Genomic DNA, 23,058 nt, shown 5'->3' with positions numbered 1-23,058 from the left:
CCCTCTTTAGGAAAGGACCTCGCGCAGCGTGAGCGGGTCGTGGCCGGTGAGCTGGCGCACGGCGGGGCTGACCACCGCCGAGTAGCCGAGCCGCGCGCCGATGCCGAACGTCGAGTAGATCGTCGCCACCGCGTCCGGCATGCCCGCGTTCTTGACCAGGCCGCTGATGTACTCCTCGTCGCCGACGAGCACGGGCTCGACCGGCTTGCCGCCGAGCTCCGAGAAGAGCGCCGCGAGCTCGGCCGGGCCGAGCGCCTCCGGACCCGTGATGTCGTACTCGCGGCCGTCGTGGTCGCCGCCCGCGAGCACCGCGGCGGCGGAACGGGCGCAGTCCAGGCGGCTGACGAAGCCGACCGGCCCGCCGTTGGTGACCAGGCGCCCGGTGGCGATCGCGGCCTGGTAGGCCGGTGCCTGGATCTCGGCGTAGATGTTGTTGCGCAGCATCGCCCAGCGCGCGCCGCTCGCGCGGATGTGCTCCTCGGTCGCGCGGTGCTCGGCCGCGACCACGATCGGATTGTTGTCGGACGGGTTCGGGATCGACGTGTAGGCGATGAACCGCACGCCGCCCGCGACCGCGGCGTCGACCGCCGCCTTGTGGCCGTCCACGCGCGCGCCGATGTCCGGACCGGAGATCAGCAGCATCCGCTCGCCGCCCTCGAACGCGGCCGGCGTGGCGGCGTTCCAGTCGAACGAGCGCACCTGCGCGCCCGGCACGTCGAGTGCCTCGGGCGCGCGGGTGAGCAGGATCAGCTCCGACGGCTCGACGGTCTTCAGCAGCTCAGCGGTGACGAGCCGGCCGAGCTGGCCGGACGCACCCGTGATGACAAGGCTCATCCCCAAGACGATAAGAGCGGTCTCATATCGGTCACAGGGCCGCCTTAGCGCGAGTGCGCACGCTGAAGAGCATGAAGAAGCGCACGATCGCAGGGCTGACCGCCACCACCGCCGCCGTCGCCGGGACCGCCGCCTTCGCGGTCACGGGAGCGACCGCCGCCTCCTCCTCCGACGCCGTCCGCGCCGTGCAGACCGCCTCCAAGGGCGTCTCGGCCAAGCTGTACGAGCTCGACAAGGAGCGCCGCCACTGGGAGGTCACGTTCGCCGACGGCACCCAGAAGCTCGTCGCGCTCGACGGCAGCAAGGTCACCAAGACGCGCCGCGACGACCGCGAGACCGAGGTCGACCAGGCGCGGGTCAGCCTCGTCGCGGCGCTGCGCGCCGCCGCCCCGCGCGTGGGCGAGACCGCGCTCACGGACGCCGACCTCGACAGCGACGAGGGGCAGCTCGTGTGGCAGATCGGCTTCGCCGACGACACCGACGTCGACGTCGACGCCCGCACCGGCAAGGTCCTGCGCGTGGACCGCGACGACGACTGACGCTTGCCCCCGGGGGGTCGCCCTACGTGGCGCGCAGGCGATACCCCATGCCGCGCACGGTCTCGATGTGCGCGGCGCCCAGCTTGCGGCGCAGGTAGCCCACGTAGACCTCGACCACGTTGGAGCCGGGGTCGAAGTCGTAGCCCCACACCCGGGCCAGCAGCTGCTGGCGGCTGAGCACCTGGTCCGGGTGGCGCAGTAGCAGCTCCAGGAGCGCGAACTCGCGCGCCGAGAGCTCGACCGTCTCCCCGTCCACGCTCGCCCGGCGCGTACGCAGGTCGAGCGCGATCCCGCCGACGGTCAGCACCGTCGGCGCGCTCGTCCCCGCCGCGCGCAGCCGCACCTGCACGCGCGCGAGCAGCTCGTCGAACTCGAAGGGCTTGGTCACGTAGTCGTCGGCCCCGAGCTGCAGTCCGGCGACCTTGTCGCGCACGTCGTCGCGCGCGCTCAGGATCAGGATCGGCAGCGTCCGGCCCTGCGCCCGCAGCGTCCGCAGCACCTCCGTGCCGTCCAGCACCGGCAGCCCGAGGTCCAGGATCATCAGCTCGAAGTCCTCGTCGCGCGCCAGCGCGATCGCCGACGGTCCGTCCCCCACCGCCGTGGTCACGTAGCCGGCCGCCCGCAGGCCCTTCTCCAGGAACGCGACCAGGTTGCGCTCGTCCTCGGCGATCAGGATCCGGCTGCTCATGAGGCGGGCAGCACGATCGTGAACCTCGCGCCGTCGTCGCTCTCCAGCTCGACCCGCCCGCCGTGCGCGAGCGCGATCGTCCGGACGATCGCCAGACCCAGGCCGGTCCCGTCGCCGGCGTAGCGCTCGAAGATCCGCTCGCGGTCCTCCTCGGCCACGCCCGGGCCGGTGTCGGCCACCCACAGCCGGGCCTCGGTTCCGCTGTGAGCGGAGCCCAGCGTGATCGTGTCGCCCTCGTGCGTGTGCTGGACCGCGTTGTGCGCGAGGTTCATGACGGCCTGCGTGAGCCGCTGGCGGTCTCCGCGCAGCAACCCGGCGCCGGTCGCCTCCAGCGTCCACCGGCGCGGCGCGAGCCGCTTCGCCTTGGCCATCAGCTCGTCCGTCAGCAGGTCCAGGTCCAGCTCGGAGAGCATGAGGAAGTCCGGCCGCTCGGACTTCGCCAGCGTCAGCAGGTCCTCCACGAAGCGGCTCATCCGATCGAGCTCGTCGGACACGATCCGGTAGGTCTCCGGGTCGCGGTCGAGCAGCTGCAGATGGCCGCGGATGATCGTGATCGGCGTGCGCAGCTCGTGCCCGGCGTCGGACACGAACTCGCGCTGGAGCGCGAACGCCATCTCCAGCCGGTCGAGCATCGCGTTGAACAGGTGCCCGAGCTCGGCGATGTCGTCGCCGCCGCGCACGTCGATGCGGCGCGTGAGGTCGTCGCCGGACTCGATCGAGCGGGCCGTCGCGCCGAGCTCGTCGAGCGGCGCGAGCACGCGTCCGACGGTGGCGAACGCGAGCAGCGACACGAGCACGACCACGCCGAAGCCGATCCCGGCCGCGACGCGCACGGCCTCCGCCACCTCGCCCCGCTCGCGTCCGAGGTCGGAGGTCACGACGAACGTCCCGACGCGCTCCCCGCGCAGGTTCACGGGCACGGCCAGGTAGCGGTAGGAGTCGTCGAGGTCGCCGCGCTCGACCGCGTCCACGTCGCCGAGGTCCCGCACGCCGTCGATCAGCTCCTGGCTCGCGCCGAGGTCGGCGTTGGAGCGGTACGGCTGCTCGCCGACGAACGTGAACGACGCCTCGGCCTCGTCGGGCACGTCGCGCGCCAGGAACTGGTCGAAGAGCGTGCGCGCGTCGGCGACCCGCACCTGCTCGGCGAACTGCTGCAGCTCGGCCGCCTCCTGCGCGAGCGCGGACTGGATGCGCGCGTCGACACGCGCCAGCAGCACCTGCCGCAGCGCGAGCGTCGACAGCGCCGTCGCGAGCGCGAACAGCAGCGCGACCGACAGCACGATCCGCGTCCGGCTACTCATCGTCGTCGAACGGGTCCTCGTCGGCGTCGTCGTCCTCGGGCGGAGCGAACGTCGTGGGCGTCGGCGTCACGGTCGGCGCGCCGGGCAGCAGCTCGATCGCCCGCACGGCCGGGGGAGCCGGCGGCCGCACGACCAGCGTGACGACCACGACGGTCCCGACGGCGAACGCCAGCGCGCACAGGACGACGGTCAACGGGCGCACGCGCACCCGCCCGAGGTTGGGGCGTCCGGCTCGGCTGGACGTAAGACGACGATGAGAACACTCTTAGCGCGAGCGATGAGTTTCGGGCGCGCGTGCCGTCTGTACGGGCATGACCTCCTCCTCCCCGGAACGCAACCGCTGGGCCGCGCTCCACGTCCTGTGCGCGGGGACGCTGATGATCGTCCTCGACGCCACGATCGTGAACGTCGCCCTCCCCTCCATCCAGGACGACCTGTCCTTCACCGCCAGCAACCTGGCGTGGGTCGTCAACGCGTACCTGATCGCCTTCGGCGGCCTGCTGCTGCTGGCCGGCCGCGCCGGTGACCTGATCGGGCAGCGCACCGTCTTCCTCACCGGCCTCGCCATCTTCACCCTCGCTTCAATCGCCTGCGCGGTCGCGCAGACCCAGGGGATGTTGATCGCCGCCCGCTTCGTGCAGGGCGCGGGCGGCGCGCTCACCTCCGCGGTCGTCCTCGGGATGATCGTGACGATGTTCCCGCAGCCGCGCGAGCAGGCCAAGGCGCTCGGCGTCTACGGCTTCGTGGCCTCCGCGGGCGGGTCGATCGGCCTGCTGGCCGGCGGCGTGCTCACGGACGCGCTCGACTGGCACTGGATCTTCCTCATCAACGCGCCGATCGGGATCGTCGTCGGCGTCCTGGCGCTGCGGCTGGTCGAGGACCGGCCCGGCATCGGCATCCGCGCGGGCGCCGATCTGCCCGGCGCCGCGCTGCTCACGGGCGGCGTGATGGTGGGCGTCTACGCCGTCCTCGGTGTCGCCGAGCACGGCTGGCTCGCCCAGCGCACGCTCATCCTCGCCGGCGTCGCCGCCGTCGCGCTGGTCGCCTTCCTCGTGCGCCAGGCCCGCATCGCGACGCCGCTGATGCCGCTGCGCCTGTTCGCGTCACGCGACGTGACCGGCGCGAACGTCGTGATGGCGCTGCTGGTGGTCGGCATGTTCAGCCTGTTCTTCCTGGGGGCGCTGTATCTCCAGCTCGTCCTGGGCTACGACCCGCTGGCCGTCGGCCTGGCGTTCCTGCCCTCCACCGTCGTGATGGGCATCACGTCGCTCAAGCTCTCCCAGCACTTCGCGCCCCGCACGATCCTCGTGCCGAGCATGCTGCTGATCGTCGCGGGTCTGCTGCTGTTCGCCCGCGCGCCGATCGACGGGAACTTCGTCGTCGACGTGCTGCCCGCGACCGTGCTGATCGGCCTGGGCGCCGGCCTCTCCACCCCCGCGCTGATGACGCTCGCGATGTCCGGCGTCCGGCCCGAGGACTCGGGCCTGGCCTCCGGCCTGATCAACACGACCGTGCAGGTCGGCGGCGCGATCGGCCTCGCCGTGCTGGCGACGCTCGCGGCCGAGCGCACGGGCGCTTCGACCGCGCCCGCGGACCTGCTCTCCGGCTACCACTACGCGTTCGTGGTCGGCGCGGGCGTGCTGCTGGTCGCCACCGCCGTCGCGCTGTGGCTCTCCCGCCCGTCAGCGCTGCGTGTATTCGGCGTCCGTGACGTGGTCGCCCCAGATCGCGTCTGAGCCGTCGTCGGCGATCTCCTGCATCGCCAAGTGGGTCATGAAGTTCGCTGAATCGGCACCGTGCCAGTGCTCTTCCCCGGGCTCGAAGTGCACGGTATCGCCGGCCCGGATGGGCTCGATCCTTCCTCCGCGCGACTGCGCGAGGCCCGAGCCCTCCGTGACGTGGATCGTCTGGCCGAACGGATGTTTGTGCCAGGCGGTCCGCGCGCCGGGCGTGAAGTGCACGCTCAGCAGCTTCACGTGCGGGCCGGTGGTGATCGGGTCGATGTACACGTCGCCCGTGAACCACTCGGCGGGGCCGCGCTGGGTCGCGTGCTGGTGGGGACGAATCACTTCCATGTGGTTTCTCCTGGACCGAGGACGCGGCAGTGGCGGTCGCGGATCACGGCCCGCCCTTCGATCTTGCGGCCGAACTCCCCGAAGGCGTCCGTCCACCAGCGGGCCCCGTTCCACAGGTGCTCGGGGGCGGAGTTGCGGTCGTTGGCACCGGGGGTGAGGTCGAGCTGGATGGCCTCGAAGCAGTACTCGATCAGCGCCGAGGCCGCCATCGGGATGCCCTGCTCGAGCGGGTTCGCGGTGCCGCGCGTCCACAGGTAGGCCTGCCAGAAGCCGAGCGCCTCGAACAAGTCGTAGCGCAGGCGCTCGAGGTTGGGCTCTTTGACGGCGCGGTGGGCCACCGCGGCCGCCTCCTCGTCGCTCATGCTCACCTTGAGCAGCGCGACGTTGGGGTCGCGCTCGTAGAGGTCGAGCGTCCCGGGCGTGATGGCGTTGTCGGCCGGCTCGGGGAAGTGGCCGGCGCGGCTGTGCAGGGTCACCTCGCGGATCCCGTCGTCGACCACCAGGAACGCGTGCGACCACAGGCTCGGGCGGCGGTCCCAGCGCAGGATCGACTGCGCGCGGCGCAGCGCGACACCGGGCAGGTCGCAGGCGCCGACGAGCCCGATCAGCGCCCGCGGGCCGCCGAGCTGGTCCGTGGCCTCGGCGAAGAAGCGCGTGTTGTCCTCTTCGGCGTACGTGTCCGTGACGTCCTTGACGTCCGGGTTCTGTTCAGCGCTGTTGGAGTGCCGGAGCACTGGTTCTCCTCCTTCAGCGGAGCTCGAGGTCGATGGGGTCGTGGATCGGCTGCGCGCCCTTGGCCGCCTTGCGCTTCCAGAACTGCAGGCGGCCGGGGACGGACACGTACGGGCGCACGCGCCAGAGCTGCAGGCTGAAGCGCGTACGGCCGTTGCGGCCGGGCGCGATCTTGATCAGGCCGACGTTGTTGTCCACCGTCGCGCTGAGGCGCTGGTGCGCGGTGATCTGCCACGTGCGGCGGTTGATCGTGAGCTTGTCCGGCGGGTGCTCGGGCTCGAAGCCGAACGGTTTCAGGTACGGCGTGACCATCGAGGCCGGGCTCGCGACGAGCTCGAAGATCTGGCCCTGCGCGCCGACGATCTCGGCCGAGCTGATGCGGCCGGTGTGGATGTCGCCGGTGAGGATGAGGATGTCGTGGGGCTTGCCGTCACCGGTGTCCCCACCGAGCGCCGCCTCGAAGATCGCACCCAGGCGGTCGGACTGCTTGAAGTCCACCAGCGTCTTGTCCGTCGGGCTGCCGCCCTGCTTGAGCAGCGGCTGCGGGAGGATCAGCACGCCGGGGCCGTGGAGCTCGTGCGCCCAGTCCTCGAGCGCCTGCCACTGGCGCTCGAGCATGAGCGCGGGCTCGTCGGCCTTCATGCGCGTGCGGTTCGAGCGCGTGTCGGCGACGAAGAACGACACGGGCGGGACGTCCAGCCGGCTGTGGCGTTTGCCCTCCGGATTCAGCGCGGCCTGGTAGGCGTCGTAGAGCTCGTGCAGCGCCTGCGCGTTGTCGGGGCCGAAGCGGTCCCACGAGTACGGGACCTGCAGCTGCGGTTCGGGGAAGTCGTTCCAGAACTCGTGGTCGTCGCAGGAGACGAGCGTCGGGCAGGCCGCGAGCAGGTCCTGGTAGGCGCCGTCGCCCCAGTAGCGCTCGTACTTGCCCGCGAGCCCTTCCCGGAGCTTGACCGGCAGCGGCGACCACACGTCGGCGTAGATCTGATCGCCCATCAGCACCTTGAACGCGGGTCGCTCGCGCTGGACGAGCTCGACGACCGCGGACGAGTAGTGGCCGTCCTTGTCGTCGTTGAGCCAGAAGCAGGAGCCGATGATCAGCGACACGGGCAGCTGGTTCGGCAGCGTGCGCCAATGCTGCGGGCGGCCGCGCTCGGGGATCGTGACCTCGTACAGCGCGCCCGGCTGCGCGTCCTTGAGGCGCAGCTCCTTGACCGCCATCTGCCGCTTGGATCCGTTCGGGGCGGGCTGCGGTGCCCACGGCGTGTCGACGAGCTGCACGGGCTGCCCGGCCGCGGTCCGCACGCGCGGCGGCTTGGGCGTGAACTCACCGGCGGGCCACGAGTACCAGACCCGCCAGCCGTCGCCGCTCGCGAGCGGCGCGCCCGCCGTCACCCATACGCCTGGCATCGGCGAGGACCCTACTCGGGATGGGCGCCGCCGTCAGTCGTCGTCGTCCTCGTCGCCGCCGCCGTCGTCGTCGTCCTCGTCGTCGTTGGCCTGCTTCTTCGCCTGGCCGGGCGGGACGTGCTCGGCGCGGTCCTGCTTCTTCGCCTGGCCAGGCGGGAGCTCGCTGACGGGCGTCGCGGTCGCGGCCGGCGGCGGCGTGGACGCCGGCTGCTCGACCGGCTTGGCCGGCTTCTGCTTCTCGGGCTTGGCCTTCTCCGGCTTGACCTTGTCGGCCTTCGGCGGGTTCTTGCGCGCGGGCCGGTCCGCCTTCGGCGCGGGACGGTCCGCGCGCGAGGAGGGACGATCCTGCCGCGGCGCGGGCCGCGAGGTGCGCGGCGTGTCCTCGCGTGGGCTCTCGGCGCGCGGCGTCTCCGCCGGCCGCGAGCCGGCCGCGTCGGTGTTGCCCGGGCGCGGGTCGGCCGGGATCGTGAGCCCGACGGTCCGCGGGCGCTCGCGCTTCGGCTTCGGCTTCGGCTTGGCCTTCTTCGCGGCCGGCCGCTTCTTCGCCGGGCGCTCGGGAGCACTGCTCGCGGCGGCGGCGGTCGGCGCGGCGGTGACGACCGGCGTCGGGGTGGCCGTCGCCGTTGTCGGCGCGGCGGCGCGCTTCTCGCGCTCCGGCAGGGCCGGAGGCGCCTCCGCGTCGGCGGCCGGCGGCGGCTTGTAGAACTCGGTCGCGGCGACCGTCGCGCCGCCGCCCGCGATCGCGACGCAGGCGAGCAGCTTCGCGGTCCCGCCGCCGAGGATCTGCGCCAGCAGCGCGGCCGCGCCGGCGGTCGGCAGCGGCGGCGCCAGCAGTGCGAGCCGCTTCTCGCGCGTGGCGATGTCGGCCTGGAAGGCGCGGCAACCGGAGCAAGAGCGCAGGTGGGCACGCAGCCCGCGGCTGCGCAGCACACGGCCGTCGCCGTCCGAGAGCTTGCGGCGCACGTCCTCGCAGGGCATCTCACGCCCCTCCCGTGCGCTGAACAGGGCGGTGCGGGCCTCGTAGATGACCTGCTTGACGTTCGCGGCCGACGTCTCGAGCACGACCGCGATCTCCGCGTGGGAGAGCCCGTTGAGCTCGCGCAGCACGAGCGCCGCGCGCTGGCGCTCCGGCAGGTCGGCGAGGTCCATGGCCAGCAGGCGCAGCTGCTCGCGCTCGCTCACCTGGTCGTCCAGCTCCACCGCCACCGGGATGTCGTCGAGCTCCGTCGTGTCCCGGCGCTTGCGCAGCAGCGAGATCGCCTCGTTGTGGGCGATCCGGAACAGCCACGGGCGCAGCTCGAAGTCGCGCTCCTCGGTCTGCAGCGCCGCGAACGCGCGCGTCATCGTGCTCTGCAGCGCGTCCTGCGCGTCCTCCTCGTGGCGCAGGATCGAGCGGCAGTACCGGTACAAGGCCTGGTGGTGGCGTTCGTAGACCGCCGCGAACGCGGCCGCGTCGCCACGCGCGGCGCGGGAGCGCAGCGTGCTCTCGCGGCGGAGACGGAGTGTCGCGGGGACTGCGGTCATGGCCCACACATCCTGAACGTCACAACTCGCTGAAAGTCATACCCGACCTTTATCGTCACGGCGCGTTGACGGGTTAAATGGCCCCGTACAACCCGCAGAAGACGCTCTCGCTGCTGGAGCGCACGCTCACCGCCGAACCCACCGCGAGCCTTCGCGCGCTCACCGCGCTGCGCGCCGAGCTCGACGTCCTGGAGCGCCACCTGGTCGCCCGCGCGCTCCAGGAAGGACAGACCTACACCCAGATCGCGCGTCCGCTCGGGATCTCCCGCCAGGCGGCGCACCGGCGCTACCGCGACCTCACTTCGCCGCCGACGCTCTCCGAAGCCGCGCGCGCCGCGCTCGTGCGCGCCCGCGAGGAAGCCGCCCGCCACGGGTCGCGCAGCATCGACGGCGAGCACCTCGCGCTCGCACTCGCTCAGGCCGGCGCGCTCCAGTTCGACGCCGAGGCCGCGCGGCGCTCGTTCCCACCGCCTGCCATGAACGCGCCTTCGCCGGCCGGTCTTCACCCGAGTCTTCATGCCCGTCTCATCCGCAACTCAGGCGTGCTCGGCCTCGATCACCTGGTGAAGGCGACGCTCGAGGACGACGGCGCGCGCCGGCTACTCGAGCAGTTTCCCGACCGTGGCCCAGTTGCGAACGGTCGCGGTGCCGGTGGCGGGCGCCTTGCTGAAAGCCTTCATTAGGCGCGAGTTCTGCATGCCTTCCGGGCACCACGCGTAGATCTCCCGCCCCCGGACCGCGTAGGCGTCGGGGGCGAAGTCCTGCCCCTCGAGGTAGGCGAGATCCGGCTCACGGTCGCCGAAGACGACGAAGTAGCGCGTCGGGTTGGTCACCGCTTCCCCGAACGGGTCGGCCTCGACGACGGCGCGCAGCTCGTCCATCGTGCGCAGCACGACGTCGATCTTCATCTTGAAGCGTTCTTCGAGCGCCGCCTCGAGCTGGGCGCGAGACACGCGGCCGGTGAAGATGGCATTACCGCTCGCGAGGACCGTACGAACGTCGGTGTAGCCCAGCGCCTCGAGAAGTGCCCGCAAATCGGCCATGGCGACGCGGCGCTTGGCGCCGAGGTTGATACCGCGGAGGAGGGCGATGTTGCGGGGCATCAGCGCACAGGTTCGCTTACGAACCGGATGACGCAAACCTGAAGGTTCCCTTACAGGACTCTTCAGCGAGCGCTTAGAGAGCAGGGAGACACTGCTCCGGCGCTTGAGGAAGCGCATGGGTCAATCTCTGTGGAGGGTCTGATGGTGTCTGTGAAGACGCGGCGTGTTGCCGTGCCGGTGGTCGTCGCCTGCGTCGGTGTGCTCGGTTCTGCGACGGCGGCGCATGCGCAGTCGGGTGGCCTGGCGGTCACGCCGGCCAGCCTCGAGAACCGTGCCAAGCTGGGCACGGTCGGCTCGCTCACGCTCAACAACACCACGCGCGAGACGCTGCGCGTGACCGTCACCGTCCGCCCGTGGCGCCAGCAGCTCAACGGCACGGTCCTGGCCGATCCGCGCTCGAACCTCACCCGCTACGTGCGCGCGACGACGCGCTCGTTCACGATCGGCGCCGGCGCGAAGCGGCCGATCAGCTTCCGCATGGTGCGGCGCCTGAGCTCGCTGTACGCGAGCGTCGACATCCTCGGCAAGCCGACCAACACCAAGGGCCGCAAGGGCATCATCCCGAACTACCGGCTGATCTCGAAGCTGCGCCTGAACCCGTCGAAGAAGTCGTTCCGCTTCCGCACGGGCGCCGCGCAGGTCCGGTCGGGCAGCGTGATCCTGCCGGTGCGCAACCTCGGCAACTCGATCGACCCGATCGGCGGCTCCTTCCGCATCTCCGGCCCCGGCACCAAGTCCGGCAACATGGCCGCCATCGCGGCGCTGCCCGGCAAGCTCGTGGGCCTGAACCTCGGCTCCACGCGCGGCATGAAGAAGGGCCGCTACACCGTCAACGCGACGGTCACGCAGGGCTCGCGCCGCACCAACGTGCGTACGAGCTTCACGATCCGGTAATGACCACGAGCGTGGAGTCCGTCTTCACGCTCGAAGCGACGCCGATCAAGTTCGGCCCCGGCGCGGTCGATGACGCCGGCTGGGAGCTGCAGCGCCTGGGCGTGACCCGGGCGCTGCTCGTGACCGACCCGGGCATCCCGCATCTGGACCGGGTGCTCGCGTCTTTGGAGTGCGACGTGGTGGTCTTCGACCGCGCCCGGGTCGAGCCCTCGCTGGACTCGCTGCAGGAGGCCGCGGACTTCGCGGTGGGCGAGGAGGTCGACGGGTTCGTGTCGCTGGGCGGCGGGAGCGCGGTCGACACCGCGAAGGTCGCGAACCTGATCGCCTCGCACCCGGCGCCGGTCATGGACTACGTGAACGCGCCGATCGGCGGCGGCAAGGCGCCGCCGTCGCCGCTGCTCCCGCATCTCGCGATCCCGACCACGTGCGGAACCGGCTCGGAGGCGACGACCGTCGCCGTACTGGACATCCCGGAGCGGCGCGTGAAGACCGGCATCTCCCACCGCTACCTGCGGCCGTCGCAGGCGATCGTCGATCCGGACCTGGCGCGGACGTTGCCGGCGGAGGTGGTCGCGGCGACCGGGCTCGACGTCGTCTGCCACGCGGCCGAGTCCTACCTGGCACGGCCGTACACGTCGCGGGAGCGGCCCGCATCCCCGGGCGAGCGGCCGCCGTACCAGGGATCGAACCCGGTCGCGGACGTGTGGTCGGCGAAGGCGCTGGAGTACGGTGGGCGCTATCTGCGGCGCGCGGTCGCGGACGGCGATGACGTCGAGGCGCGCGGCGCGATGATGCTGGCGGCGTCGATGGCGGGCGTCGGGTTCGGCTCGGCGGGGGTGCACATCCCGCACGCGTGCGCGTATCCGATCGCGGGTCTCAAGCACGAGTACGAGCCGCCGGGCTACCCGGGCCGGTTCATCCCGCACGGAATCTCGGTGATCGTCACCGCACCGGCGGCGTTCGCGTTCACGCACGAGGCGGCTCCCGAGCGCCATGATCACGCGGCGTCGTTGCTGAACGGGACGTCGTTGCCGGAGACGCTGTCCGCGCTCATGTCCGACCTCGGCGTGCCGTCGCTCGGTGAGCTCGGCTACGGGGAGGACGACATCCCGGCGCTGGTCGAGGGCGCGCTGGCCCAGCGGCGGCTGCTCGCGGTGGCGCCGCGGGAGGTCACCGCGGACGATCTCGCCGCGATTCTCAGAGCGAGCGTGTGAAGTCGCTGAGCCGCTCGGCGCCCGTGTCGGTGACGAGCAGGATCTCCTCCACCTGCACGCCGCCGAAGCCGGGACGGCACAGGAACGGCTCGATCGTGATGACGTCGCCGGCGACGAGCTCGTCGCCGGAGCGACCGAGGCTCGGCGCCTCGTGGACCTCGAGTCCGACCCCGTGGCCGAGCGCGGTCGGGAACCCCTCCATCACGTGCTCGCCCGGCTTGCGCTGGGTGGGGAAGCCCTCGCCTTCGAAGCGATCGCACGCGCGCGCGTAGAGCTCGCGGCCGTCGACGCCCGGCTTGACGTGCGCGATCGCGTCTTCGAGCACCTCCAGGACGAGCTGGTGCCAGCGCGCGATCTCGGGGTCCGGTTCGCCGACGACGAACGTGCGCGCGATGTCGGAGAAGGTCGCGGTCTCGCGGTCCTGCGGCGCGAGGTCGACGATCACGGGCTCGCCCGGCTGGATCGGGCCGCTGCCGGGGCCGTGACCCGTGGCCGTCTGCGGGCCGTGGGCGACGATGAACTCCCCGAGCGCGGCGTGCGGCTCGACCGCGGAGCGCACGATGGTGCGCAGCTCCTCGCAGGTGCGGCCCGGTTCGAGCGCTTCGCGGGCGGCCTGCAGGCCGAGCTGCGCGGCGTGGGTCGCCCGCCGGATCCCGTCGAGCTCCCGCGCGGACTTCACGCGCCGGCGGCGGTCGAAGCGCGCGCGGTCGACGTGCAGCGTGATGCCGTGCGCGCGCAGGAAGTCGGCGGTCTCCAGCGGAAAGCCGGGCGGGACCGCGCCTGCGCGATCGTCGGCGCGTCGAGCGGTAAGGTCGCCGCGAACGGCTCGCCGTCACGCTCTCCATACAGGAACGCGTCGATGATCCCCGCAGGGATCTCATGACGCAGCTCCGGGGAACGCAGCGTATCGGCGTCGATCAGCACGTCCATGGGCGTCAACATACGCGTGCTCGCGACGTGTAGTGGCTGTGAGCGACCGCGCCCGCTTTGAATCCCTGTTCCGCGAGCACTACCCGGCCGTGCTGCGCTTCGCGCGGCGCCGCACGGACGCCGCAACCGCCGAGGACGTCGCCGCCGAGACGTTCGCCGTCGCCTGGCGGCGGCTGGAGCGCGTCCCGGCCGAGCCGCTGCCGTGGCTGTACGTGGTGGCCGCGCGCGAGTTGTCCACCCGCCGCCGGGCGGCCGCGAGCGATCGCGTCAAGGCGTCCCGGTCGGCCGATGTGGCGTTCGGCCGCGACCCCGCCGACGCGCTGGGCGAACGCGACGCCGTCCTGCGCGCCTTCGCCCGGCTGAGCGAGACGGACCGCGAGGCGCTGCGCCTGGTCGCCTGGGACGGGTTGTCCCTGGCCGACGGGGCGAAGGTCGCCGGCACGACCCGCCTGGCGTTCGCCATGCGCGTGTCCCGCGCGCGCCGGCGCCTCGGCGCGGCGCTCGCGGCCGCTGACGACCCCGCCCCACCGCGCCTGTCGCCGGGTCCGCCCGGCCACGCCGCGCCCGCGCGTCTTCCCTCGTCCCCGGAGCCCACGCATGACCACTGACACGCTCGACCGCCTGCGCGCCGCGGACCCCGCGCGCGATCTCGAAGTCCCCGTCCCGGAGGACCTCCTCACCCGGCTGGTGTCGACGCCCCGGCGGCGCCGCCGGCGCCGGACCCGCCGCGCTGCGCTCGCCGTCCCGTTCGCGGTCGCGGCCTCGATCGCGGGCTTCGCGCTGCTCGCGCCGGACGTCACGCCACCCGACCTCGCCGCCCGGGCGTACGCGCAGACCGCCGTGCCCGCCGAGGAGATCCTCTACACGCGCATCACCTCACGGACGGAGTCGAACGGCCCGGGCGTCCCGCCGTCGGAATCGCGCACCGAGGAGCGCTGGCAGCTCGGGGCGCGCTGGCACACGATCTCGCGCCACTCGAGCGGCGAGCGCTTCGAGGAGTACCTCGACGCCGATGGCGTCCTGCACTTCACCAACGGGGACACCGCCCGCCGCTCCGACGGCGGCGACGCCCGCATGTACATCGACCAGCACGCCCCCGGCTTCCTGCGCGAGTTCCGGCAGGCGTACGAGCGGGGCGCGCTCGACCCCGCCGGCGACACGACCTTCAACGGCCGCGCCGCCAAGCGCTACATCGTCACCTGGGACCGCTCACGCGCCGAGTACTTCATCGACGCGGACACCGGCACCCCGCTCGGCTCACGCTCGGTCATGGCGATCTACGGCCCCGACCGGACCTCACAGATCGGCGAGCAGCGCACGACGGTGGTCGTCGAGGCGCTGGAGTCCCTTCCCCCCACGCGCGAGAACTTGAACAGACTCACGCCGGGCTAGTCGATCTCTAGGCTGGCCCGATGCCGCGCCAGCTCGCCGACATCATGGCCGAGTACGCCGTGCACGAGGAGTCGCGCAAGCCGACGCTCTTCACGCGCGACGACGCCGGGCACGTGCGCGCGCACGAGTTCAACGAGCCCGACGACGACTCGGCGATCCGGCGCGTGCAGGGCATCGTGGCCGACTCGTCGGGCGCGGTCACCGGGCTCATGCTGCTCGCGTTCGAGCCGGAGCGGGTGCTCATCACCGCCACGGACGGCGCAACGCACATCGCCGCCCAGTCCTTGGTGACGGGCGGCGTGCTGGGCGAGTGGCGCGAGCTCACCCCGGGCGACCCGACCGCGACCTTCATGGTCAACGTGCTGCGGACCGCGCTCGGGCAGGACACGCTCACGCAGCGCAAGGGCGCGCTCGACGAGGTCGCGATGCTGCGCCGCGCGCTCGACGGGTTCCTGCAGCGGGTGGACGCGAACGGGCACCTTGCCACGGGTGACGGCGTGCTCGAGGCCGACCGGCTGGGCCTGGTAGAGCTCGCGCGCGACGCCCTCGCGCTCGCCGTCTCCCACGGGCGCGCAGACCGGCAGCTCGACGACGGGCTCACCCTCAGGCGGGTGCCGTCCCGGCCGGCGGACCTGACCTGAGGACGATCGTCGTCTCGGTGTCCGCGGCGCCGTGGCGGACCCGCAACGTCCTGAGCAGCATGTCGAGCTCGGCGGTGTCGCGGCAGGCCACGCGCAGCTGATAGTCCGGCGCGCCGGTGAGGTGCAGCACCTCGATCACCGACGGCAGCCGCGACGCCTCCACCGCGAACTGGTCCGAGTCCACCCCGTGCGCGAGCGTGATGCCCACCAGCGCCTCCAGGTTGCGGCCGCCCGCGGCGGGGTCGATCAGCGCCGTGAAGCCGAGGATCACCTTCTGCTGGCGCAGGCGGCGGACGCGGTCGGCGGCGGCGTTCGCGCTCAGGCCCACCGCGGCGCCGAGCTCCCGCCAGGACAGACGCCCGTCCGCGCGGAGCAGCCTGAGAATCTCGCTGTCCGTGGGGTCCATGACCGCGATTGTCTCAGTCTTTCGCCGATGGTTCTTGCGTTCCGCGGCACGATGGAGCAGAACAGGCGCATGTTCGTCGCCGGGCTCGTCGCAGGACTCGCCATCGCCATGCAGATCGGGGCGGTGTCGCTGCTGCTGATCGAGGCGGCGGTCGTGGGCGGGCCGCGCAAGGGCGTGGCTGCGGGGATGGGGGTCGCGACGGTCGACGTCGTCTACGCGGTGATCGCGGGCGTCGCGGGCGGCTTCGCGGGCGCCGCGCTGTCAGGGCACGAGCGCGAGATCAAGCTGTTCGCGGCCGCCGTGCTGGCCGCGATCGCGCTCCACGGGCTCGCGGGCCTGTGGCGCGATCCCGAGGTGCGCGAGATGGACACGAGCGGCAGCGCGCGCTCGCACTACGCGCGCTTCTTCGCCATCACAGCGGTCAACCCGCTCACGATCGCCTCGTTCGCCGCGGTCGCCACCGCGTTGTCGGTCGACGGCGCGGGCGCGGTGGCCGCGTTCGTGCTCGGCGTGGCTGTCGGCACGGGCGGCTGGCACCTGTTCCTGCCGCTGGCCGCCGGGCACGCGGGGCGCTGGGTGACGCCCGCGATCCGGCGCACGCTCGCGATCGGCGGACGCGTGCTCGTGCTGGGCATCGCGGTGCACCTGGCGGTCTCCTGACTTACAGAAAACAAGCCTCGCCGGTCCGGTATAAATCCGGCTGTCCTTTGACAGAAGTGGAGGGGGAGAGATGCAACGCAGCTTGCTCGCGTGCATGACGGGGTTCGCCGCCCTGCTGGCGGCCCCGGCCGCGCAGGCGCAGTACACGGCTCCGGCGCCCGACCCGGGCTTCCGGTACATCTTCGACGGAACGGCGACCGGCTCGGATGCGTCGTTCGACAAGTGGCTGTTCGCGGCCGGCACAGCCGCTCAGTCGCGGCCCGCGTCCGAAGGCGGCCTGGGCCAGGCGACGCTGAACACCAGCAACGGCGCGATCGACGTCGGCGCTTCGCCGTTCGGCGCCTACTGGTACCCGGTGAAGGCGTTCGGCGACGCGGTGTTCCGCATCCAGTACCAGGTGCAGGACACGCCCACGTCCACCCGCAACGGCGGCGTGATGATCCGCACGCCGGAGGTCCGCTACACGGGCGCGGACACCAACGCGGTGCTCGCCCAGAAGCCGACCGGCTTCAACTTCGACGTGTGCCCGGGAGCGATCCCGCTGTGCAACCGGACGGAGCCGGCGCCGTCGACCACCTACAAGTGGCCGGGCTCAACCCCGAACCTCCCGCCCGCGTTCGATTACACGGGCGGCTACTGCGCCCGGTCGACCGCCGCCGGCGTCTACAACGTCAACGGGTTGAACGGCCAGCCGCTGACCACCAACGGCAACGCGAACAACCACCAGCACTGGACGCAGGTCGCGTGCGGCCACGAGGTGCAGATCAACGAGACGCTGACGGGCGGCGGTCCGCAGCCGTCGACCGATCCGATCAAGACCGGCTCGATCTACAACTTCCGCAACCTCAACGCCGAGCAGTCGCGGACGTACGAGCGCCTCGACAAGGGCGTCTGGCACGAGATGGAGATCCGCACGATCGGCCAGCAGTACACCGTCCTGGTCGACGGCAAGATCCTCAACCAGTTCGACAACGCGATCCCGAAGACCGCGTCGCGCGCCGGTGACCCGCCGACGATGGCTCGCCAACTGGCCGCCGGCTACCTCGGCCTGCAGACCCACGGCGGCAACGACCGCATCTCCTACCGCGAGATGCAGGTCAAGGAGTTCACCGCCGCCGACCTGCCGGTCAACACCGTCGCGCCGTCGGTCAGCGGCACCGGCTACCAGAGCGAGCCGCTCACCTGCAACCACGGCGGGTGGAACGCGGCCGCCGGCTCGACCCGCTGGGTCACGTGGTACCGGGCCAACAAGATCCCCGAGAACCACCCGCGCTTCCGCGCCCCGAACCAGCTCGACTACAACAACACCACCACGCCGCCGACCTCGCGGTCCGGCACGGCGAACCTCACCTGGCTGGACGCGCAGATCGTGGGCGAGGGCAACACCTACACGCCCACCGGCGCCGACCTCGGCAAGACGATCTACTGCCAGGTGAGCGTCGACAACGCGGGCGCGACCGTGTTCAAGACCGCCCTCGCGCCGGAGATCATCGTCGCGCGCGACGTTCCGGTCGGCGGCACTGTCCCGGCCACCCTGTCGCTGAACGTCGCCGCGGCCTCGTTCGAGCCGTTCGTCCCGGGCGTCGAGAAGGACTACACGGCGTCCACGACCGCCACGGTCATCTCGACCGCCGGCGACGCGAAGCTGACCGTGAGCGAGCCCGGCCACCTGACCAACGGCGCCTTCACGCTGCCCGAGCCGCTGCGCGTCTCGTTCTCGAAGTCCTCGTGGGACGCCCCGGTGTCCAACGAGGAGGTCGACGTGGAGTTCAAGCAGCTGATCAAGGACACGGACCCGCTGCGCACGGGCACGTACTCCAAGACGCTGACCTTCACGCTCAGCACCACGAACCCGTAGTCCGGTGGGCGGCCACCGCTCGGGTGGCCGCCTCCAGCTCGCCCTCTCTGAACCGCAGCACCTCGAAGCCGCCTGCTCGCCAGGCGGCTTCTTTGCGTGCGTCCTCGTGGCGGGTTCTCGTTCGCCGGTGGTGAGGACCGTCGAGCTCGATCGCGAGCGCGAGGTCCGGCCAGTGGAAGTCGACCTCGTAGCCGTTGAGGTGGGTGTTCACGAGTGGTTCCTCCAGCCCGGCCTGCTCGAGCGCGTTGAGGAAGCGGCCCTCGCCGCGGCTGCGGATACCGGCACTGCCGCGCTCGTGCAAGGCGATCGCATCGTCGAGCCGGGTGATGTGGTTGCGCCGCCCCGCCCGCTCCCGCGCGTCCCGCACATGGTCGAGGCGCAGGAGGTCCTTGAACTCGGCCTCGTGCATGACGTTCGCGAGCTCCCACTTCGTCAATTCGCCGGTGAGATCGACGAGGAGTCGCGGGATCGTGGTGACGGGAATGCCCTTGAACCCGGTCACGTCGCGCGGATCGAGCGTGTCGCATCTGTGGATCCGCGCTGTTGTCTTCGGGCGCCGGCGTGCCGGGACAACGACATCGATGAGGGAGACGCGGTAGCGCCAGATCTCGTAGTGCTTCGCGCACGCCAGTCCGGTGAGAGCGGCGCCCTCACCCGCCACCAGCACCTCGGCGAGCCAGCGTCCCTGCTGCGCGAGCGCGGCGTGGCCGACCGCGTACACGCCCTGGCCCACACGGTGCAAGCGCCCGGCTCGCACGCGCCGCCCGATCGCGCTGTCGCTCAGCCCGGCGGCGTGCATCTGCGCCACGGTCACGACCCCGTACTGCCGTGCGGCGATCTGTGCGATCACGGAATCGGGGGAACCAAACTGTCGATATGCGCGAGTTTGGTTCCCCACAACCGGAGCGTGGCGCCGTTGGCACTTCCGTGTCTACGCGCGATCGTCACGGAACACGCGCGTGTCTGTAAAACCTTTGCGCATGGAGCTCAGCGCGGCTCAGAAATTGGTGGCGGAGCTCGACCCGCGCGGCGTGTACCTGTTCGGCTCCGCGGTGCACGGTGGGCTCCAGCCGCGCAGTGACCTCGACGTGTTCGTGGTGGCGCGGGAGCGCCTCACGGACGCGCAGAAGCGGCGCCTGTTCGAAGGTCTGCGCGCCATCAAGGGGCGCAACGTCGAGGTGACGGTGGTCGCGCACGGGCGCATGGAGTTCCAGTGGGGCGGCTGGCTGCCCGACCGCTGGGAGGAGGGTGAGAACCACGACCTGCCGATCCTCGTCCACAAGGTCCTGCTTGCCAGCCGCACACTGCACGGGCCGCCGCCGCAGGCGCTGCTCGAGCCGCCCGCGCCGGACGAGATCCGGCAGGCGATGCTCGACACCGTCGAGCCGGTCCTGCTTGACCTGCACGAGGACACCACGAACGTGCTGCTCACGCTGTGCCGGATCTACTACTCGCTCGTGACCGGCGACATCGCCTCCAAGGGCGAAGCCGCCGCCTGGGCGCTCGCGCGCTTCCCGCACGAGGCGCTGGCCAAGGCGCGCGCGATCTACCTCGGCGGGCTGCCCGAGAACTACGCCGGCCTCGACGTCGACTACGCGGCCGCCAACCTACGCGCGCTGATAGCGCAGCAGGACCGCGCCTGACTCGAACGGCCGCGTCTCGACGAGCTTCAAGCGCAACCGCACGCCCGCGGGAAAGAACGGCGTGCCGCCGCCGACGGCCGTCGGGTAGAGGATCGCCCGGAACTCGTCGATGCGATCGAACATCGCCGCGGCGAGCGTGGGCCCGCCCACCTGCACCGGGCCGTCGCGGTCGGGGACCTCGGACACGTCGCGCACGAGCTCGGCGCCGTCGACCCGTCGTAGCGTGCGCGAGACGACGATCGTCGGCGTCGCCTGCCAGGCCTCGGCGAACGCCCGCTCCACCGGCGCGGAGTCCGGCGGCGGCGCCCGCCAGTAGCTCATCGTCTCCCACAGCTTGCGGCCGTAGACGTTGAGCACGGTCTCGCGCTGGGCCTGGTTCCAGTACTCGTGGAGCTCCTCGTCAGGGGCCGACCAGTCGAAGTTGCCTTCGGCGTCCATGACGTAGCCGTCGGCCGAGAGGTTGAAGCCGTAGAAGATCACAGGGCCGCTCCGGAGTCCGCGTCGAAGTACCGAAGCCCGGATTCCACCAGACCGAACTCGATCTCGTCGCCCACGTCGCGCTCCGCGCGGCCCTCCTCGAACACGACCAGCCGCGCTTCGCCCACGTCGACGCCGACGAACGTCTCGCGCCCCAGCGCCTCCACGAACGCGATCCGCCCCTTCAACGGCCCGATCAACCCCTCGCGCCACGGCCGCACGTGCTCCGGCCGCACGCCCACCACGTTCGGCAGGTTCAGCCCGACCTCCGCCCCCGTGAAGAAGCTCATGGCGGGAGAGCCGATGAAGCCCGCGACGAAGCGGTTCGCGGGCCGCTCGTAGAGCTCCTCCGGCGTGCCGACCTGCTCGAGCCGGCCCTCGTTCATGACCGCGATCCGGTCCCCCATCGTCATCGCCTCGACCTGGTCGTGCGTGACGTAGACCGTCGTGGTGTCCACCTCCTGTTGCAGCCGGCGGATCTCCCCGCGCGTCTGCGTGCGCAGCTTGGCGTCCAGGTTGCTCAAGGGCTCGTCCATCAGGAACACCTGCGGCTCGCGCACCAGCGCGCGCCCGAGCGCGACCCGCTGCGCCTGCCCGCCGCTCAGCTGCCCCGGCCGGCGCTGCAGGAGTGCCTCGAGGTCCAGAACGCGAGCCGCCTCGGCGACGCGCCGCTGGATGTCCGCGCCCGGGACCTTGCGCCGCCGCAGCCCGAACGCGAGGTTGTCGAACACGGTCATCTGCGGGTACAGCGCGTAGTCCTGGAAGACCATGGCGATGTCGCGCTCGCGCGGCGCGACCTGGTTGACCACCCGATCGCCGATGAAGATCGACCCGGACGAGATCGCCTCCAGCCCCGCCAGCATCCGCAGCGCGGTCGTCTTGCCCGACCCGGAGGGCCCGACGAGCACCATGAACTCGCCGTCGGCGATCTCCAGTGACAGCTCCCGCACGGCCTCGACCGACCCGAACCGCTTCCCGACGCCCTCGAAGCGCACGCCCGCCATCTAGCCCTTCACCGCCCCGGCCAGCATCCCGCGGATGAAGTGTCGCTGGAGGAAGATGTACAAGATCACCACGGGCAGGGCCACGATCACCGAAGCGGCCGCCATCAACGAGAGCTCGCTCGTGTTGCGGCCCTGGAAGAAGCTGAGCCCCAGCGGCGCCGTCCGCAGCGACTCGTCGCTCACCATCACGAGCGCCAGCAGGAACTCGTTCCAGGTCCACATGAACAGCAGCACGGTCATGGTCAGCACGGCCGGCCGCGCGAGCGGCAGCAGCACGCGCCACAGCGTGAACCACGTGGACGCGCCGTCCAGCCGCGCCGCCTCGACCAAGGACCGCGGCACGGTCCGGAAGTACGTGCGCATCCAGTAGGTCCCGAACGCCACCGACGTCGCGATCTGCGGCAGGATCAGCGCCCAGTAGGTGTTGGTCAGGTTCAGGTCGCGCAGGTCGTAGTAGAGGGGCACGATGATCGCCTCCGTGGGCACCATCAGCCCGAGCAGGAACAGGTAGAACAGCACGGTCGAGCCGCGGAAGCGCATCAGGCCGAACGCGTACCCGGCGAGGATCGAGAAGAGCGTGGCGAAGAAGACCACGGATACGGAGACGATGATGCTCGACTTCAGGTACGAGCCGAAGTTCCCGTCCTCCCACGCCGTCTTGAAGTTCTCGAAGTGCAGCCCGTTCAGCGACCCGAACGCCGCCACGCCGTCGGGGTCCTGCAGCGCCGTGAACAGGATGCCGACGATCGGCAGCAGCGCGATCAGCGAGAACACGCCGAGGATCACGTAGCCGAGCGTCTGCTCCGCGCGCGAGGTCAAGTTGAGCGCTCCGCGATCCGGTTGATGCCCAGCGAGATGATGAAGATGATCACCGTCAGCGTGATGCCGACCGCCGCGGCGCTGCCCACCTGCCCGCTCTCGAACGCGCGCGAGAACACCTGGAAGGCCGGCACCGACGTCGCGTTCCCCGGCCCGCCGCTGGTGGTGATGTAGACCAGGTCGAAGTTGCGCAGCGCGTAGATCGTCGTGAGCGTCAGCGCCACCGCGATCTCCCCGCGCAGGCCGGGCAGCGTCACCGCCAGGAACTCGCGGAACGGCCCGGCGCCGTCCACGCGCGCCGCGTCGTACAACGACGTCGGGATCTTCTGCACCCCGGCGGTCAGCAGCACCATCGCCAGGCCGAAGTACACGTACGTCCCCACCAGGCCCACGCTCGGCAGCGCCAGGTTGAAGTCCCCCAGCCACGACCGGCCCTCGATCCCGAACCAGCCCAGGAAGCGGTTCAGGGCGCCGTCGGTCGGCTGGTAGATCATCTTCCACATCAGCGCGACAACCACCATCGCGACCACCTGCGGCAGGAACAGCACCGCCCGGAAGAACGCGAGCCCGCGCACACGCGCCCGCGCCATCACCCCCGCCAGAGCGAGCCCGATCAGCAGCGGCAGCACCGCGTAGAACAGCAGCAGGATCAGCGCGTGCACGAACGCCGCGCGCAGATCCTCGTCCGTGAAGACCTCGGCGTAGTTGTCGAAACCCGCCCACGTGCCGGCGGTCAGCCCGTCCCAGTCCCACAGCGAGATGTACGCCGCGCGGTAGAGCGGGTACAGGACGAAGCCGGCGAACACGACGAACGCCGGCAGCAGGTACAGATAGCCGACGAGGCGCGGCTCGCCGGGCGGGCGCTCGCCCGGCGAACCCTCACGGGAGGCCGCTTCTAACGGAGCGGCTACCGCCAC

The 23,058-nt window shown here is 71.5% G+C and carries 28 protein-coding genes; 11 read left to right on the top strand and 17 right to left on the bottom strand.

All coding sequences use genetic code 11. The annotated features are described in order from the left end of the window. Nucleotides 1-6 precede the first annotated feature (6 nt). Nucleotides 7-834 carry an NAD(P)H-binding protein gene (locus OJ962_RS08925; RefSeq protein ID WP_202957264.1) on the bottom strand — a complete coding sequence of 276 codons (828 nt, stop codon included), beginning with the start codon at nt 832-834 and terminating at the stop codon, nt 7-9. A gap of 71 nt (nt 835-905) precedes the next feature. Here OJ962_RS08925 and OJ962_RS08920 point away from each other — a divergent pair, with 71 nt between their 5' ends. Beyond that, nucleotides 906-1,373, top strand: a complete 468-nt coding sequence (locus tag OJ962_RS08920) for a PepSY domain-containing protein (RefSeq protein ID WP_202957265.1) — start codon at nt 906-908, stop codon at nt 1,371-1,373. Nucleotides 1,374-1,395: 22 nt separating this feature from the next. On the opposite strand, the gene OJ962_RS08915 is transcribed toward OJ962_RS08920, so the two are convergent. From OJ962_RS08915 to OJ962_RS08905, 3 genes are read right to left on the bottom strand one after another with little or no spacing between them, the layout of a single operon-like run. Further along, entirely contained in the window at nt 1,396-2,061 is a 666-nt protein-coding gene (locus OJ962_RS08915; RefSeq protein WP_202957266.1) for a response regulator transcription factor, read from the bottom strand. Next, complete coding sequence (locus OJ962_RS08910) at nt 2,058-3,362, bottom strand: sensor histidine kinase (protein ID WP_202957267.1); 1,305 nt, start codon at nt 3,360-3,362, stop codon at nt 2,058-2,060. Before OJ962_RS08910 ends, OJ962_RS08915 begins: the two co-directional genes overlap by 4 nt. Continuing rightward, nucleotides 3,355-3,570 carry a hypothetical protein gene (locus OJ962_RS08905; protein WP_202957268.1) on the bottom strand — a complete coding sequence of 72 codons (216 nt, stop codon included), beginning with the start codon at nt 3,568-3,570 and terminating at the stop codon, nt 3,355-3,357. The genes OJ962_RS08910 and OJ962_RS08905 overlap by 8 nt, the downstream gene beginning before the upstream one ends. Before the next feature lie 103 nt (nt 3,571-3,673). On the opposite strand from OJ962_RS08905, the gene OJ962_RS08900 reads away from it, so the two are divergent. Beyond that, nucleotides 3,674-5,098, top strand: coding sequence for an MFS transporter (locus OJ962_RS08900; RefSeq protein WP_202957269.1), 1,425 nt, complete (start codon nt 3,674-3,676; stop codon nt 5,096-5,098). Here OJ962_RS08900 and OJ962_RS08895 read toward each other — a convergent pair. From OJ962_RS08895 to OJ962_RS08880, 4 genes are read right to left on the bottom strand one after another with little or no spacing between them, the layout of a single operon-like run. After that, nucleotides 5,045-5,437: a (R)-mandelonitrile lyase gene (locus OJ962_RS08895; protein ID WP_202957270.1), complete on the bottom strand. Its 393-nt coding sequence runs from the start codon at nt 5,435-5,437 to the stop codon at nt 5,045-5,047. The genes OJ962_RS08900 and OJ962_RS08895 overlap by 54 nt on opposite strands. Further along, nucleotides 5,428-6,171 (bottom strand): hypothetical protein, encoded by a 744-nt coding sequence (locus OJ962_RS08890; RefSeq protein WP_202957271.1) that lies wholly within the window; start codon nt 6,169-6,171, stop codon nt 5,428-5,430. The genes OJ962_RS08895 and OJ962_RS08890 overlap by 10 nt, the downstream gene beginning before the upstream one ends. 13 nt (nt 6,172-6,184) lie before the next feature. Next, on the bottom strand, nt 6,185-7,576 hold the full coding sequence (locus OJ962_RS08885; RefSeq protein WP_202957272.1) for an alkaline phosphatase D family protein: 1,392 nt from the start codon (nt 7,574-7,576) through the stop codon (nt 6,185-6,187). 33 nt (nt 7,577-7,609) lie between these two features. Beyond that, on the bottom strand, nt 7,610-9,100 hold the full coding sequence (locus OJ962_RS08880; RefSeq protein WP_202957273.1) for an RNA polymerase sigma factor: 1,491 nt from the start codon (nt 9,098-9,100) through the stop codon (nt 7,610-7,612). A gap of 77 nt (nt 9,101-9,177) precedes the next feature. On the opposite strand from OJ962_RS08880, the gene OJ962_RS08875 reads away from it, so the two are divergent. After that, entirely contained in the window at nt 9,178-9,783 is a 606-nt protein-coding gene (locus tag OJ962_RS08875; RefSeq protein ID WP_202957274.1) for a Clp protease N-terminal domain-containing protein, read from the top strand. On the opposite strand, the gene OJ962_RS08870 is transcribed toward OJ962_RS08875, so the two are convergent. Next, complete coding sequence (locus OJ962_RS08870) at nt 9,700-10,203, bottom strand: DUF1697 domain-containing protein (protein ID WP_202957275.1); 504 nt, start codon at nt 10,201-10,203, stop codon at nt 9,700-9,702. The two genes, OJ962_RS08875 and OJ962_RS08870, sit on opposite strands and share 84 nt — an antisense overlap. Nucleotides 10,204-10,353: 150 nt before the next feature. Between OJ962_RS08870 and OJ962_RS08865 the strand changes: the two genes are divergently transcribed. After that, nucleotides 10,354-11,097 carry a hypothetical protein gene (locus OJ962_RS08865; protein ID WP_270006295.1) on the top strand — a complete coding sequence of 248 codons (744 nt, stop codon included), beginning with the start codon at nt 10,354-10,356 and terminating at the stop codon, nt 11,095-11,097. Then, entirely contained in the window at nt 11,097-12,311 is a 1,215-nt protein-coding gene (locus OJ962_RS08860; RefSeq protein WP_202957277.1) for a hydroxyacid-oxoacid transhydrogenase, read from the top strand. The genes OJ962_RS08865 and OJ962_RS08860 overlap by 1 nt, the downstream gene beginning before the upstream one ends. Here OJ962_RS08860 and OJ962_RS08855 read toward each other — a convergent pair. Together OJ962_RS08855 and OJ962_RS08850 are read right to left on the bottom strand one after the other, a co-directional pair. Further along, on the bottom strand, nt 12,295-12,990 hold the full coding sequence (locus tag OJ962_RS08855) for a M24 family metallopeptidase (RefSeq protein WP_202957278.1): 696 nt from the start codon (nt 12,988-12,990) through the stop codon (nt 12,295-12,297). The two genes, OJ962_RS08860 and OJ962_RS08855, sit on opposite strands and share 17 nt — an antisense overlap. After that, a complete protein-coding gene (locus OJ962_RS08850) occupies nt 12,987-13,241 on the bottom strand; it encodes a hypothetical protein (protein WP_270006294.1) in 255 nt (84 codons plus the stop codon). Before OJ962_RS08850 ends, OJ962_RS08855 begins: the two co-directional genes overlap by 4 nt. Nucleotides 13,242-13,279: 38 nt before the next feature. Here OJ962_RS08850 and OJ962_RS08845 point away from each other — a divergent pair, with 38 nt between their 5' ends. From OJ962_RS08845 to OJ962_RS08835, 3 genes are read left to right on the top strand one after another with little or no spacing between them, the layout of a single operon-like run. After that, complete coding sequence (locus OJ962_RS08845) at nt 13,280-13,849, top strand: RNA polymerase sigma factor (RefSeq protein WP_202957280.1); 570 nt, start codon at nt 13,280-13,282, stop codon at nt 13,847-13,849. Further along, the gene (locus tag OJ962_RS08840; protein ID WP_202957281.1) at nt 13,839-14,633 is read left to right on the top strand and encodes a hypothetical protein; all 795 of its coding nucleotides are present in this window, start codon (nt 13,839-13,841) and stop codon (nt 14,631-14,633) included. Before OJ962_RS08845 ends, OJ962_RS08840 begins: the two co-directional genes overlap by 11 nt. A gap of 20 nt (nt 14,634-14,653) precedes the next feature. Next, entirely contained in the window at nt 14,654-15,274 is a 621-nt protein-coding gene (locus OJ962_RS08835) for a hypothetical protein (RefSeq protein WP_202957282.1), read from the top strand. On the opposite strand, the gene OJ962_RS08830 is transcribed toward OJ962_RS08835, so the two are convergent. Then, entirely contained in the window at nt 15,237-15,680 is a 444-nt protein-coding gene (locus tag OJ962_RS08830; RefSeq protein WP_202957283.1) for an Lrp/AsnC family transcriptional regulator, read from the bottom strand. The genes OJ962_RS08835 and OJ962_RS08830 overlap by 38 nt on opposite strands. 27 nt (nt 15,681-15,707) lie before the next feature. Here OJ962_RS08830 and OJ962_RS08825 point away from each other — a divergent pair, with 27 nt between their 5' ends. Together OJ962_RS08825 and OJ962_RS08820 are read left to right on the top strand one after the other, a co-directional pair. After that, nucleotides 15,708-16,340, top strand: a complete 633-nt coding sequence (locus OJ962_RS08825; RefSeq protein WP_202957284.1) for a LysE family transporter — start codon at nt 15,708-15,710, stop codon at nt 16,338-16,340. Nucleotides 16,341-16,434: 94 nt separating this feature from the next. Then, nucleotides 16,435-18,198, top strand: a complete 1,764-nt coding sequence (locus OJ962_RS08820) for a 3-keto-disaccharide hydrolase (protein ID WP_270006293.1) — start codon at nt 16,435-16,437, stop codon at nt 18,196-18,198. Here OJ962_RS08820 and OJ962_RS08815 read toward each other — a convergent pair. Next, nucleotides 18,179-19,048, bottom strand: a complete 870-nt coding sequence (locus tag OJ962_RS08815; RefSeq protein WP_202957286.1) for a type IV toxin-antitoxin system AbiEi family antitoxin domain-containing protein — start codon at nt 19,046-19,048, stop codon at nt 18,179-18,181. The genes OJ962_RS08820 and OJ962_RS08815 overlap by 20 nt on opposite strands. Nucleotides 19,049-19,178: 130 nt before the next feature. On the opposite strand from OJ962_RS08815, the gene OJ962_RS08810 reads away from it, so the two are divergent. Then, entirely contained in the window at nt 19,179-19,841 is a 663-nt protein-coding gene (locus OJ962_RS08810; RefSeq protein WP_238932274.1) for an aminoglycoside adenylyltransferase domain-containing protein, read from the top strand. Here the strand turns inward: OJ962_RS08810 and OJ962_RS08805 are convergent. From OJ962_RS08805 to OJ962_RS08790, 4 genes are read right to left on the bottom strand one after another with little or no spacing between them, the layout of a single operon-like run. Continuing rightward, nucleotides 19,806-20,321 carry a dihydrofolate reductase family protein gene (locus tag OJ962_RS08805; protein WP_202957288.1) on the bottom strand — a complete coding sequence of 172 codons (516 nt, stop codon included), beginning with the start codon at nt 20,319-20,321 and terminating at the stop codon, nt 19,806-19,808. The two genes, OJ962_RS08810 and OJ962_RS08805, sit on opposite strands and share 36 nt — an antisense overlap. Then, a complete protein-coding gene (locus tag OJ962_RS08800) occupies nt 20,318-21,322 on the bottom strand; it encodes an ABC transporter ATP-binding protein (RefSeq protein WP_202957289.1) in 1,005 nt (334 codons plus the stop codon). Before OJ962_RS08800 ends, OJ962_RS08805 begins: the two co-directional genes overlap by 4 nt. Further along, nucleotides 21,323-22,141 carry a carbohydrate ABC transporter permease gene (locus OJ962_RS08795; protein ID WP_202957290.1) on the bottom strand — a complete coding sequence of 273 codons (819 nt, stop codon included), beginning with the start codon at nt 22,139-22,141 and terminating at the stop codon, nt 21,323-21,325. Then, nucleotides 22,138-23,058 carry a carbohydrate ABC transporter permease gene (locus tag OJ962_RS08790; protein WP_202957291.1) on the bottom strand — a complete coding sequence of 307 codons (921 nt, stop codon included), beginning with the start codon at nt 23,056-23,058 and terminating at the stop codon, nt 22,138-22,140. Before OJ962_RS08790 ends, OJ962_RS08795 begins: the two co-directional genes overlap by 4 nt.

Source organism: Solirubrobacter deserti (assembly GCF_027587175.1).
In the GTDB taxonomy this organism is placed as follows: Bacteria; Actinomycetota; Thermoleophilia; order Solirubrobacterales; family Solirubrobacteraceae; genus Solirubrobacter; species Solirubrobacter deserti.
This window is presented reverse-complemented; position numbering and strand designations above follow the sequence as displayed.